Source organism: Mucilaginibacter sp. 3215 (assembly GCF_050433785.1).
In the GTDB taxonomy this organism is placed as follows: Bacteria; Bacteroidota; Bacteroidia; order Sphingobacteriales; family Sphingobacteriaceae; genus Mucilaginibacter.
In genome coordinates this window covers 1-12,602 of sequence record NZ_JBNPWO010000008.1, presented here as the reverse complement: position 1 = coordinate 12,602, position 12,602 = coordinate 1, and the positions used below count along the sequence as shown (strand labels likewise).

Sequence of the window (12,602 nt, the reverse complement as noted above, 5' to 3'; positions counted from 1 at the left end):
CTTAACATAAACACCGGATCGGAATTGTGTTGCCTTTTGGTCGGTATCGCTGTCATACCGGCCTTAAGACAATGGTCCTGGCGTGGAATACTGGGGCTTATGATTCTTACCTGTCTTGCAGAAATTGGAGGGATCTATGTGAAACATAGCGTTCCGGGGGTATTGACCCGGAATGAATGGTTATATAATTTACTGCTGCCCTTTCAAGCCGGGTTGATGACATGGATGTTCTATGATCTGCTCAGGGACTACCTGCCAATGAGATGGCTTGTCGCAGCGTTTGCGTTAACTTTGTTCGGACTTTACGTTGAAGAACTTCGTGAACATGGATTAATTGTCTATAACCAGATGACCAATTCGGTTTTGTTGATCTCCATAAGTTTATACAGCTTGTTATATTATTATTTCCTGATCAGGGACCCAAAGTACCTTAATTTAATGAGGCACGCTGATTTCTGGTGGGTAACAGGGATCTTTTTCTTTTATTTCGGGACTACCGCGTGTAATATCTTTTACCACCGGCTGGCACCCCATGCGAACGACTTTATCAAAAATCTGACCTATTATATTTATAACGCCTTCATCTTCGTGTTATACGGATGTTGGAGTTATGCATTCATATGTAAAAAATGGCAAGCGCGGACCTTACAGGCTTAGTATTGACCACTACGCTCATCTTTACACTGGCCATCGTGTTCATCGTGTTGTATATCATGAATTACAACCAGCGTAAGCGTAAACATGTGGAAGAAAAAGAACGGATGAAGCAGGAATTTGACAGGGAGATCGTGAAAACCGAATTAGAGGTGATGGAACATACGATGCAGACCATTGGGAGTGATCTGCACGATAATATCGGGCAATTGCTTAGTCTGACCTCATTTACGCTTAACTCGGTTTCGTTACATGAACCATTGCGAGCCCGTGAAAAGATCGACTCAGCCATTGAACTGACCAGGAGATCGATCCGGGAAATGCGTCAGCTTGGTAAGCTGCTGCAGGGAGAACAGTTGCTTGCACAAGGGCTGGAATCAGCCATAGTACAGGAGATGCAATGGCTTGAACGTTCAGGCCAGTTCCATGTTTCGTATCATATAACGGCCGGATTTCCTGCTGAGGTTCACCCGGAGATCGATCTGGTAGTATTCAGGGTTTTGCAGGAAATATTGAATAATATCATCAAGCATGCGCAAGCCAGTCTAATCGAATTACAGCTTGACCGGAAAGAGGGTAATTTGTTGATGAGTGTGAGTGATAACGGAATTGGTTTCGACCCTCAGACTGAATGCGGGATAAACAACGGAATGGGGCTCCGGAATATATGTAAAAGGACTTCGCTTATAGGCGGTCTGACCCAGATCGAATCGGTACCGGCACGCGGGACAACAATTAAGATACAAATACCTTATAACTAACTGATGCACCAACGGGTAATTAAAATAGCAATTGTAGATGATCATACCTTGTTTCGCAACGGTGTTGCCAGGATGATGGACGAATTCAACGAACTGGACGTATTGTTCGAAGCCGGTAACGGGCAGGAACTTCAACAGCGGCTACAAAGACATGAACTGCCCGACGTGGTCTTGATGGATATCAATATGCCTGTGATGGATGGTTATGAGGCTACACTATGGCTCAAAGCCAATTATCCACAGGTTAAAGTATTGGCTTTAAGTATGTACGAAGAGGATAAAGCTGTCTTGAAGATGATCAGAAATGGAGCAAGCGGGTATGTATTGAAAGAAGCATCCCCGCTTAACCTGCTGGACGCCATTATAACTGTTGATCTGAAAGGTGTTTTTATTAACGAATTGGTCAGCGGTAAATTGATGCATTCGGCACAACATAAACATGATGATATCAGATTGACAGGCAAGGAGACGGAATTTCTCCGGCTTTGCTGCTCTGAACTTACTTACAAAGAAATCGCCGACCTGATGTTCGTCAGTCCCCGGACAGTTGACAATTACAGAGAATCGCTTTTTCTTAAATTGAGCCTTAAGTCCCGCAGTGGATTGATCTTGTATGCTATCCGGGAAGAAATTTTCAAGATGCCTGTGTAACATCAAATTTTTAACGATAAATAAACCGTCAGTATGAAAAAGATACTTATCACCGCAGGCCTGCTATTGCAGGTTATCTGCCTGTTCGCACAGCAATTGACGAACAAAGGTTTTGAGCTTTCCGGTAAAAGAATTAACCTGCGTGAGCCTAAAGACACGGCATGGAAGAAACGTTTGGGAGGTGTTTCTGGAATTGAGCTCGTTAATGAGAATGTATTGCAGGCCGATTTTGAAGAAGTTCCCTGGAAGTGTGCGCCCCGGAAATCGCCCGGCGAAAATAAGATGGTCACGCTCATGGTTGCCGACCACCAGGAAGAAAAAGAAAGGCAGGTGAGTTATGCCTTTACTATCAATAATAACAATGTGTTAGAGCGCATATACAGGATAAGATCGAAGATCTCCTGGGTAGAGAGTATCCGTTATAATAGCGCTCTAAAAAGATTCTTTTTTTGCTATGAAAATGATACGGAAACGGGCATTGGCTATTTGGACGGATCCAGCTATCACGTTATCTTCCGTGAGCCTATTCCCTCGGAGAACACAAGTGCTAACCGTGGGATCGAAGGTATATCTTTCAGCCAGGATGGTCAACTTTGGATGGCCTTTGAATCAGGCGGGGGAACAGACTGCGGTACGAATAAGGTCGTTTTTAACAGGATGAAGGTAGACGCTCAGAATGGGATCAAGCTTACTCTCCAGCGATTTTATTATGATTTTGAAAAATGTTCATGCCTTTTACCGCCTTCCGGAAATCAAAAAAAAGCGCCGTTCTCCGGAGGACATGGTTCCGGCGTATCGGAGATCCTGTCGCTTGGCAGCCCGGATTCGTTGCTCGTTATGGAACGCTGTTTTGATAGTTTGAATAGAAAAGCCAAGGTCAAATTATATCTGGCAACGGTACAACCAAGTTCCGATCTTTTAAAGAAGGAACCGTTGCTGGATGTTCAATCTTTGTTACCGTTTGAAGATAAACAGCATAATGTGAGAGAAGAACCCGGCAATATAGAGGGACTCGCCTGGTCAGAAGATATCGGCGGACGCGCCGCGATCACCTTGCTAACGGATAATAATTATAGTAATACATTAAAAACTATGGTCATGACCGTAGTTCTGGCCCCTGGACTTAAAAAAGACCATTGAGCATCTCGTAAATAATTTAGTCGCGCAATTTAAGCTGTTATATTTGAAACAATGAGAAATGTTAGTGCAGAGGTCTGAATTTCTGAAAACAGACTATCTGACCTTCTTCGTTAAGGGTATGGCCATCTATAAACGCCAACTAATCGGGTGAAAATCCAACTCTTAGATTAAACGTACGTTTTGAACGATTTGATAATATTTAGTATTCTTAACTGGAATACGAACCATTGTTGGAGCAAATGTACACGTTAAACCCGGTGGAGTACTTTTCACAATCCGTAAATGGGGTCGACTTCGAACCAATTAGCTAATAATGCGTTCGATATCCTTATAGGTTAAAGAAGCAAAGCAGTCGAGGAGAAACTTCTTGAATCCTCTTCCGGAAGATTTGCGATTATTAGCAATTATATAATTTCACGGACTAAATTCTCATTATCGAACTATTGACTTTTTTTATTACACACTTTCATCTTATCATTTGAATATATCCTTCAAAAGGCTATCACTCACGCTTGTATTTACGATTTTATAGGAAGGATTTTTTTTTGAGACTCAATTTCTTCAACTTGTCAGCTTGCAATACTAAATTATCATTACCTGTGCTTATAGATTAGGATAAACAACGATTGTGATATGGGCATCGCAGTAAAGGCCTTTGAAACCCATCCTCTTTTGAATCTTTCCAGACAGTTGTTATTTAATTGTAATTTAACTATCTTTATCTAAAATCATTTGGAATCAAACAGTCTTAAGATTATAGTGAGTTTTTGGAGAGTTACTTTTCAACAAGCTGTTAAAATATTGATAATCACATTGAATGAGATATGGTTCGAGTCCCGTCCATTCCGCCAAAAGCCTTACTGAAAAGTAGGGCTTTTTTGCGTTTTAAGCTTTTTTTATTTTAAGTTCTACAATTTGTGTAGATCAAAAAGGTTTGTATATTTGCAACCCCAAACGGGAGGAGTGGTAGTTCAGCTGGTTAGAATACATGCCTGTCACGCATGGGGTCGCGGGTTCGAGTCCCGTCCATTCCGCTAAATCAATATTAAAATTGAGTAAAACCCTTCAAATGATGTCATTTGAAGGGTTTTTTGTTTTCGGAGCTCACCAAATTATTCATCTGAAATCATAATTCTGGTGAGTAATGCGGTGAGTCAATCAAAGTAACTCAATGACTCACCAATTCTTTTGCAACTGTTTGATATACAAGCGGTTCAGGATATGAACATCTTGCGCTCAAGTGATGAGAAAATTAATTTTGTTTCATTATTAATCCTCATTTCCATGAGAACAAACGTCAATCTGCTTTTCTATTTGAAAAAGCCAAAGAACTATCAATCAGGCCCAATGCCCGTTTATCTCCGGTTTACTGTTGACGGTAAACGATCAGAAGCCACTACCGGGAGAACCTGTGAGCCGTCCCGCTGGAATAATAAAGCCGGAAGACTTACAGGAACGAAAGAAGATGTCCGCGCTTTAAACAATTATCTCGATGGATTACAATCCAAGGCCTTTGATTGCCACCGGATCATGACACTGCACGATGAATTAATTACTGCTGAAACCTTGAGGAATAAATTTATCGGTAAGGCAGATAAGGTAAGAACAATTACAGCGGTATTCGCAGATCATAATCAAAAAATGAAAAACCTGGTAGGGCAGGAATTTGAGAAAAGCACTTTGCAGCGCTATTCAACTTGCCTGATGCATATTAAAGATTTTATGCAATGGCAATTCAATGTATCGGATCTGCCTGTTACCAAGATTAGCTTTTCCTTTTTAAATGATTTTGAATACTATTTAAGAAGCATCCGCAAATGTGGTAACAACTCTGCGATCAAATACATTAAGAACTTCGGTAAGATCGTTCGAATCTGTCTTGGTAACGGATGGTTGACCGTCGATCCTTATCTCAACTATAAACCGAAGACTTTAAAGGTTAACCGAATAGCACTGACTAAAGACGAACTGAATGCCCTCTCAGAAAAGGAGATGCCAATGGAGCGACTGAAACTGGTTAAGGATATTTTCCTGTTTAGCTGTTACACCGGCCTTGCCTACGTAGATGTAAGTAAGCTTAAGCGTTCTGAAGTGTTGAGGGGAATTGACGGCGAAAGTTGGATTTACACAAACCGCAAAAAAACCGATACGCTATCCCGGATCCCGTTGCTTCCTGCGGCCCTTGAAATTATGGAACGATACCAGGAAAACCCGCAATGTCAATGCGATGACCGGGTATTGCCGGTATTAAGCAATCAAAAGATGAACGCCTATCTCAAGGAAATAGCCGATCTGTCCGGAATCACTAAGGTGCTTACTTTCCATATTGCCAGGCACACATTTGCTACTACCATCACGCTGAACAACGGCGTGCCGATAGAAAGTGTTGCAAAAATGATGGGGCATACCAGTATCAAAACCACGCAGATCTACGCTAAAGTAATGGATCATAAGATCAGCGAAGATATGAGTCTGCTGAAGCAAAAGTTAGCTGCAAGTTGATCTATGATCGAATACGGGATAGTCTGCTATCCTGTGTTTCTTAACTCATAATAAGGTTCTGATAATTTAAAAATGACAATGGCAAATAATGAATTAATACCCGAGGAGATCGTAGTAAAACAGATTTATTACATAAGAGGCCAAAAAGTAATGCTGGACAGCGACTTGGCGGCGCTTTATCAAGTAGAGACTAAACAATTGAAGAGACAAGTCAGGAGGAATATAGAAAGGTTTCCGGGTGAAGACTTTATGTTTGAACTAACGCCGGATGAATATGCGCTAATTTCAAGGAGCCAAAATGGCACCTTGAAGCAAGGTTATAATATTAAATATGCGCCGATGGTTTTCAGTGAATTAGGCATCAGTATGCTTTCAAGTGTTTTAAACAGCGCATCAGCGATTCAAGTAAATATCAGGATCATGCGAATTTTTATTCGTTTGCGCCAAATACTTATAGACAATACAGAGTTGAAGCAGGAGATAGAACGTATCAGAACAAAGCTTGACGTCCAGGATAAAAATATCGAAGTTGTGTTCTCTTATTTAGATGAGCTATCGAAGCGCTTAGACAATTCCGAATATGAAAAGCAACCAAGAAAAAGAATCGGTTATATGCCGGATACCGATAGCTTTTAATTTTAATCGACAAGCATACTATTTTACCTATACGTATTTCAGGAACACTGGCATGGATTTCCATGCCAGTGCATCCTTTATTCTATCTATGCATCGATTGTTATTGTCTTGCCGCAATCAAAATTGCTATGCTCATCCTGATGCACGTATCCGAGTTGATTGGTCAGCAGCTTAGTTTTTCCGATATCAAATTCAGGAGTAGCATCGTGATGATGGCCGTATATCCAGTAATCAGCAACGCTGTCCTCAATTAAAGCATCTAAATCTGTTGCAAAAGCCTCATTCAAAACGCTATCTAAGTATTGCCTTGGATAATGCTGAAAGGTAGGCACGTGATGCGACACAACGATGTTCCTGACATCCTCATTCCCGTTATCCACTCGAACCTTTAATGCAGTTTCGAGAAATACTATGGAATTGGAATGTATCTCGTTGTATTTTTCTACCGAGAACCACCTACCCTCATCTTTGATCACCTGAAAGTCCATCATCCCGCGTTCAATATTACGGGCTTTGTATTTCGATATTTTCGACCATAACGTCGTAAAATGGATTTTGACCTGCTTCAATTCAATAGTAGAATTGTTAAGCAGCGTCACGTTAGATCGGATCGATTCCCGAAAAGCACCTGACCTGTTGGCGATATCGAAATAGTAATACTCGTGATTACCGGGGACCCAATAAGTATGCTCATAACTGTCAGCAAGCAAACTAAAGAAATCACCATGGCGGTCAATATCTTTTAATGGAATAATATCGCCAGCCAATAAAAGGATATTCCCTTTGGCCTGTAATGGGTTTAAAGCCATATAATTCCGGTTTTCTGGGAACTCCAGGTGAAGATCCGAGGCTATCTGTAATTGCATAATTGTAAATGTATTTAGTATTTATTTAACGATGGCACATTAAGGCTTCAGAAATCATTCTTATCCGCATCTTTCAGCCAATCATCCTCAATAGGATTATAAGGATCGAGCCAATCTGCTTTGGCATTTGCCCAGGCAAACCATTGCGGATCGGGATCCGGCTTAGCCATTGAATATTCCCGTATAAGCTGAGCTCGCTTCCAGAGATCGGCATCCCTCATTAATTCTTTGTAAGCGTCTTTTTCCTTTTTCTTTCGGGCTTCAAATTCAGCTTTTTCTTTTCTTTCCCGCTCCCAGTTTGCCTGCCAGATTCGGGTTTTTTCCAAGTAAAGTTCTTCCTCTTTTGCGGCCAGTTCAAGCTTGGCAAGTATTTTGGGTAATTGCTCTTCCAGCAAAACCGCTTTGAGATCCTGCCATTCTGATTTCAGCCTCGTATCAATTCTGAAAACGACTTTCCCGTTTGGATGCCATTCGTAATTACGATAAGATTTATCATAAATCCTTACCTTGGTTGTCCGCTCCCTGAATGCCACTTTTAACCTGATGTCGCGTATCACGACATAATTGCCATCGTCATGCAGTTCAAACAAATATCCGCGAGCCCTTACGCATTTGATTAGCGTATCCATAAAGCGGAGTGCGCGGCCGACATTAGCAGGTGAAACTTTGATATCCAGTTCCCGCTTTGCCGTCATGGCCATGCCGGGAAAATTCGGATCAGTCAGCCTTTTTAGGCTCTCCCTGGCAGCGAGTGTAACCGGCTCGGGTCTGACGAGACGATCAGGCACTCTGAAAGGCAGCTTTTCAGATGCTATTTTCCTGGTATTAATTTTTAACTGACTAACCTTTTTCACCGGTACTCCGGCAGGTCGTTCCTCAAGTACAGCCGGTTTATAAATTTTGCCGGTTACCGGCAGAGCCGGCTGTTTCACTTTATGCCCTGCCTGGATTTTGGCCCATTGCCCCCGTTTTGGAACAGGGACGTCCATCCGGATACATAACTTACGAAAACCGACATCCGATATGATATATTTCTTCGCGATCAGCGTCATTGGTGTTTCCCAAACAAGCCGGTATACCTCTTCGCGTGTGAACGTGATCATAATACCGGGGCTGCTGCTTTTAATTCCTCAGTATCGAATTCGCCCAGGCTGCGCAGGTATTTCAATGTGATAACCACTGAGGAATGTCCCATGATCTTTTGCACCATATAAACATCCTTCGTTCGGCGGAACACGTCAATCGCCGCCGTATGCCGGAAAGAATAAAGGGTTTGCTTGGGATAAATCAGGCCGTGGCTTATCATTTTCTTTTTTTCACGGTTCCATTGCTTTCCAAAATAGGTTTGGTTGAAAGGTTCGCTAACACCACTGAAGATATTATCTTCCCTTTTTAACTCCTGTAATACCGGTTCCAGCTCTTCCCTGACGTAATCCGGGACGTAAACCACACGGATTTTGCCGCCTTTGTTTTCTGAACCGTCCAAATGGATTTCTGTATTGTCCTTCCTGAAGTGTTTCTTAGTTAACAACCTGATCTCTTCATGCGGACGTAACAGGCAACCATAAGTCATCAGGCAGCACCGGTAGAGGTTTGTGTGGTTAGCCTTCAGGAAAGTAAATACGGGTTCTAACTGTTCTTTTTCGTAAGCTAAATGGAGTGTTGCCTTGATTCTCCTGGATTCTGTTCTTTTCGCTGCCATCAAATCCTCGTCGATCATTCTCGAAGCGAGATTAAAAAGTATGTTCAGTTCCCGCCGCCTGTTCATATAATACGTTGCAGAAGAACCGAAAAGCTGTAAGAATTCTTCAATCCTGGAGGTGGTCAATTCCCTGATTGACATTTCACGCCCCTCCGCTCCAAGGAACTCCATGAAATGGTTAAAGGCATAGCGCAAATTGTTTTTGTGGTGCTTGCTTAGGTCGGATTCGAGCTTTTTATTCAAGGCCTGCTGGAATAGCAGGCCGATTGAATCATTTTTTATTTTTTCGTTCATTAAGCAAAACTCATTCACCGACCGCCAAAATGTTACTCACAGCGAAGCTGGCAGGGCCGGGGAATAATCCACGACCTCTGCCCGAACTTCAACTGTGGTCCTAGCGGTGCCCTGTACGGTTTCTTTTTTTGCCAGTTCTTTTATAAGATCAAGAAAAGCCTGAACCTGCGTACATAACAAATCGGCTTCATGATCAAGCACTTGATAATTATCTTTATACCTTGCGTCAGAATAGCTTGTGGCCAGCACCCGGAATAAATGTTTTTCTTTTGAAAAATGCCTCCGAAAAAGCCTCGATGGTTCCGGTGAAAAGCAGTTGCAAAAGTCAAGCAACCGGCTGATGTTATGGATGTCGGAACGGTAACCTGTAAATAACCTGATCAATGCCCGGCACCCCTGTTCTACTGCCTGGTGAAGCAAGAAAATAACGTTATTATCAAAGTTGTTTTCGAGGCAAATGAAGGCGCTCTCCAAAAAGCCGCAAGCGAGTTTGTAAATTCTTTCAAATGCTTCTTTGTCTTTCAATACTGCCTCTTTCGATTTTGCTTCTTCATAATCAGGGATCATTGTAAAACCATCGGATGTATAAATGAGAACTCCATTCAAACAGGCGTTCAGGAAAAAGAGATCATAATTGTAAACAGCTTTCATTACGGTTTCTTGTCCATGCTGTAAAATGAACGTTCCCGGAAATAATTTATTAATATAATCCTGCATCGCATGCTCTATCCGCGTAACCTCCTTGGTTAGGACTAAAAGATAGTAAAAGGTCTCCGACGAAGATTTTGGTTCATCAAAACAAGTCTTGTATTTGCTTGAATTGTTTATTGCGCCAAAACAAATAATCTTCTCTATTTGGTAATGATTATCAAGAGCTTTTGCTATTTCTTGCAATTCTTTAATTTGTTGATCGGTTAATTTTAATACTGTATTCTTCATAGCGTGAAAATTCATTTTGAAAAAGCTTAATGATTATTTGCAAAATGGCGTATCTGTTCCCCTCTGTCGGATTATCCAGGCTGCCGATATAAGTTTTTTTAACTTTTTAAACAGAGAAATAATTTCCTCTGCGGTCATAGAATTTACCGAATGAGGCGAGAATGCAAAATCAATACATTCCATTAGATAGTCCCTAAATAGTTGAGGTTTGATTTTTTTAATAATGCGTTTGATCAAAACGTAAGGACAGGACAGTTCCTGCTCAGAAAGATTTTCAGGCATCCAGTACCACGTGCTCCGTTCGTTATCTAATTGTTCTTTACTTACTTTTCCTGAAGGTTCATCTTCGTTGACCAAATGCAAAACATATAAAGCATCAAGTAACTTCAAAGTTGAATGATACTTACTCAATAGCTTACCTGCACCCAGTCTTTCATGATTATAACTTTCATTCCCTATTACAAAAGATCGCCACGTCTTTAAATCTTTGAAATGGCCATTAGGCCAGTCAAAGTCAAAATACTGTTTGAGAACAATTAATGGATATTGCAATTCCTGGAAACTAAGACTCTTGGGAAAATGATCCCAGGGAACATGTTTACCACAGTACATCATAATCTTACTATAAGCTTTAAGGGGTTTCTACTTGTTACTAAGTTTTTAAGATTCCGTTACACGTTTAAAAGATCACTGATAAGCATCAGCAAATCAGCCGTCTTAACCATCAAATCCATTATATCTTGTTCTGAAATATCTAATTTATCCCTGACCGACTCAGGATATACACTTTGCAAAAGATCAAACAATCCCGCGTGCCCGGCTTTTAAATCGAGAAACCAGTCTGACACCGTCTTATCAATAATCAAAGTCATCGTGATTAACCGGTTTAAATTGGGTATGGTAGTCTCAAAACCAATCTTAACATCCAGGTATTCAGCTAATGCTGCCTCTATAGAACGGTGTGCTGAATGAAGCGCATCCCCGAACTGTTTTTTTCTGATGTAATAACCTATCCCTGTGTAATGAAGTCTTGCGAATTTAAGTTGTGTTTCGAAGGGCGGAATGTTTAATATAGTTTCTTTGATCTTACCCCTCAGGGCATCGAGGCCAAGCCCTCCATTTTCGTAAATAACAACGCCATTTATGAGCGACCAGTTCAGAAACCTTCTTTCTAAAGGATTGTCGTTTTTGATAATTGACACACTTGAAACAATCGTAAAGATACCGATTAAAGGCTTGAGACTGTTCTCGATCAATTCATTGACAAGATAATCCAACTCATACCGGGCTTCATCGATTAGTAGATAAAGGATATAACCGAACGGATTCTCAAGGGTACCGATTTCGATAATCGCCCTCACACATGGTTCAGTATTTAAAATCGCTTTTACAATTTCTTTTAGTGCCAGAATCGATGCGGGAGATTGCTTTATTAGCGATGTTGCGGTGTTCAAATCCGCTTCTGTTACATTACTTCTCCCGTCTTCCAGTGACTTCCCTTTAGTGGCTTTAAACTTAAAAAATGTATGCTCAGTTTCCCGCTGGAAAATTAGCCAGGCTGCCGAGTACATCTTTTTGAGATGTTCATATATCGTGATTATTTCGCCGGGTGACATGGACTCATCAACGGCATTAGTTGATAAAGCAGCAGCGAGCCATTCGGCAAGATGATCCCGAAATTCCTGCGGCTTAACTTCATCAAATGCTGCTTCGAGTATGGTGTACGGATCTAACAATTCTTTTTCTGAGAGCTCAAGAGGAAACCAAAGCCAATCATTTTTCTCCGCACTAAGCTGCTCCACATCAACCTTCTTTTTATTATAGGAAAACTCCTGATGCTCGAGGAAAAGCAGGTAAAGCCCTTCTATAAGCCGAACGTTAAGCTCATAATCATGAACAAGGACTCCCGGGCCAAAGCGTTTGTCACTGTAAAATCCGTCATTCACAACATGGTGACGCCAGGCTTTCAAAGTTTCTTGGTGTCCCTCTACATCATCGGTATCAAAAAAATATTTTATAGGTATCATCGGATCCTTCACTTCTGAAAAACGAAGGAACTTCGGGGCATGGTCCCAGGGAGCATATACACCACAATACATAAGCCTTGAATTTGACACCGCTCTTCATTAACCGGCACTACAAATGTCAACAGCAAAAAAATGCTAAACTATTCTGAGGCTTTCTATGCAATACTATTAAAAGGCATATTTAACCCGATATTATTTCTATATTAGATAATGCAGGGCTTTTTATTATTTTGTTTAATTTTGAACGAACCCTACATACTTACTTATGAACAGCACTGAAACACCAAAGAATATCCACCAAGGCCGCAACGTTAAACGCTTCCGTGAAATGCTGGGGTGCGCCCGTAAAGGCGCTTTGATAAATATACTTTAGCAAGTATTGGGCATGTGTTCCAAAGCCCATCATCAACCGACCTATCCTTGAGGGAAA

The 12,602-nt window shown here is 41.3% G+C and carries 12 protein-coding genes and 1 tRNA gene; 7 read left to right on the top strand and 6 right to left on the bottom strand.

The genetic code is table 11. The features are described 5' to 3' along the window. Positions 1-99: 99 nt before the first annotated feature. From ABIC84_RS14840 to ABIC84_RS14810, 7 genes are all read left to right on the top strand, one after another. Positions 100-657, top strand: coding sequence for a hypothetical protein (locus tag ABIC84_RS14840; RefSeq protein WP_429264033.1), 558 nt, complete (start codon positions 100-102; stop codon positions 655-657). Further along, positions 630-1,415, top strand: a complete 786-nt coding sequence (locus tag ABIC84_RS14835) for a sensor histidine kinase (RefSeq protein WP_429264032.1) — start codon at positions 630-632, stop codon at positions 1,413-1,415. Before ABIC84_RS14840 ends, ABIC84_RS14835 begins: the two co-directional genes overlap by 28 nt. A 3-nt stretch (positions 1,416-1,418) precedes the next feature. Continuing rightward, complete coding sequence (locus tag ABIC84_RS14830) at positions 1,419-2,066, top strand: response regulator (RefSeq protein ID WP_429264031.1); 648 nt, start codon at positions 1,419-1,421, stop codon at positions 2,064-2,066. A 33-nt stretch (positions 2,067-2,099) separates the two neighbouring features. Next, on the top strand, positions 2,100-3,206 hold the full coding sequence (locus tag ABIC84_RS14825) for an esterase-like activity of phytase family protein (RefSeq protein WP_429264030.1): 1,107 nt from the start codon (positions 2,100-2,102) through the stop codon (positions 3,204-3,206). A 960-nt stretch (positions 3,207-4,166) separates the two neighbouring features. After that, positions 4,167-4,240: transfer RNA gene (locus ABIC84_RS14820), tRNA-Asp, on the top strand. Positions 4,241-4,490: 250 nt separating this feature from the next. Then, the gene (locus ABIC84_RS14815; protein WP_429264029.1) at positions 4,491-5,708 is read left to right on the top strand and encodes a site-specific integrase; all 1,218 of its coding nucleotides are present in this window, start codon (positions 4,491-4,493) and stop codon (positions 5,706-5,708) included. Positions 5,709-5,786: 78 nt separating this feature from the next. Continuing rightward, positions 5,787-6,344 (top strand): ORF6N domain-containing protein, encoded by a 558-nt coding sequence (locus ABIC84_RS14810; RefSeq protein WP_429264028.1) that lies wholly within the window; start codon positions 5,787-5,789, stop codon positions 6,342-6,344. Positions 6,345-6,430: 86 nt separating this feature from the next. Here ABIC84_RS14810 and ABIC84_RS14805 read toward each other — a convergent pair whose 3' ends face one another. Genes ABIC84_RS14805 through ABIC84_RS14780 form a run of 6 tightly spaced genes read right to left on the bottom strand, consistent with a single transcriptional unit; the run spans position 6,431 to position 12,244 of the window. Then, on the bottom strand, positions 6,431-7,210 hold the full coding sequence (locus ABIC84_RS14805; protein WP_429264027.1) for a metallophosphoesterase: 780 nt from the start codon (positions 7,208-7,210) through the stop codon (positions 6,431-6,433). Between the two features lie 47 nt (positions 7,211-7,257). Beyond that, positions 7,258-8,313: a hypothetical protein gene (locus tag ABIC84_RS14800; RefSeq protein ID WP_429264026.1), complete on the bottom strand. Its 1,056-nt coding sequence runs from the start codon at positions 8,311-8,313 to the stop codon at positions 7,258-7,260. After that, positions 8,310-9,206, bottom strand: coding sequence for a tyrosine-type recombinase/integrase (locus tag ABIC84_RS14795; RefSeq protein ID WP_429264025.1), 897 nt, complete (start codon positions 9,204-9,206; stop codon positions 8,310-8,312). Before ABIC84_RS14795 ends, ABIC84_RS14800 begins: the two co-directional genes overlap by 4 nt. Before the next feature lie 36 nt (positions 9,207-9,242). Then, positions 9,243-10,145: a HEPN domain-containing protein gene (locus ABIC84_RS14790; protein ID WP_429264024.1), complete on the bottom strand. Its 903-nt coding sequence runs from the start codon at positions 10,143-10,145 to the stop codon at positions 9,243-9,245. A gap of 33 nt (positions 10,146-10,178) precedes the next feature. Next, entirely contained in the window at positions 10,179-10,760 is a 582-nt protein-coding gene (locus ABIC84_RS14785) for a hypothetical protein (RefSeq protein ID WP_429264023.1), read from the bottom strand. A 56-nt stretch (positions 10,761-10,816) separates the two neighbouring features. Further along, on the bottom strand, positions 10,817-12,244 hold the full coding sequence (locus ABIC84_RS14780) for a hypothetical protein (RefSeq protein ID WP_429264022.1): 1,428 nt from the start codon (positions 12,242-12,244) through the stop codon (positions 10,817-10,819). Positions 12,245-12,602 lie beyond the last annotated feature (358 nt).

What these genes read in the sequence shown, in the direction of transcription:
- ABIC84_RS14840 (WP_429264033.1), top strand. Translation starts at nt 100, where the DNA reads ATGATTCTTACCTGTCTTGCAGAAATTGGAGGGATCTATGTGAAACAT.
- ABIC84_RS14835 (WP_429264032.1), top strand. Translation starts at nt 630, where the DNA reads ATGGCAAGCGCGGACCTTACAGGCTTAGTATTGACCACTACGCTCATC.
- ABIC84_RS14830 (WP_429264031.1), top strand. Translation starts at nt 1,419, where the DNA reads ATGCACCAACGGGTAATTAAAATAGCAATTGTAGATGATCATACCTTG.
- ABIC84_RS14825 (WP_429264030.1), top strand. Translation starts at nt 2,100, where the DNA reads ATGAAAAAGATACTTATCACCGCAGGCCTGCTATTGCAGGTTATCTGC.
- ABIC84_RS14815 (WP_429264029.1), top strand. Translation starts at nt 4,491, where the DNA reads ATGAGAACAAACGTCAATCTGCTTTTCTATTTGAAAAAGCCAAAGAAC.
- ABIC84_RS14810 (WP_429264028.1), top strand. Translation starts at nt 5,787, where the DNA reads ATGGCAAATAATGAATTAATACCCGAGGAGATCGTAGTAAAACAGATT.
- ABIC84_RS14805 (WP_429264027.1), bottom strand. Translation starts at nt 7,210, where the DNA reads ATGCAATTACAGATAGCCTCGGATCTTCACCTGGAGTTCCCAGAAAAC.
- ABIC84_RS14800 (WP_429264026.1), bottom strand. Translation starts at nt 8,313, where the DNA reads ATGATCACGTTCACACGCGAAGAGGTATACCGGCTTGTTTGGGAAACA.
- ABIC84_RS14795 (WP_429264025.1), bottom strand. Translation starts at nt 9,206, where the DNA reads ATGAACGAAAAAATAAAAAATGATTCAATCGGCCTGCTATTCCAGCAG.
- ABIC84_RS14790 (WP_429264024.1), bottom strand. Translation starts at nt 10,145, where the DNA reads ATGAAGAATACAGTATTAAAATTAACCGATCAACAAATTAAAGAATTG.
- ABIC84_RS14785 (WP_429264023.1), bottom strand. Translation starts at nt 10,760, where the DNA reads ATGATGTACTGTGGTAAACATGTTCCCTGGGATCATTTTCCCAAGAGT.
- ABIC84_RS14780 (WP_429264022.1), bottom strand. Translation starts at nt 12,244, where the DNA reads ATGTATTGTGGTGTATATGCTCCCTGGGACCATGCCCCGAAGTTCCTT.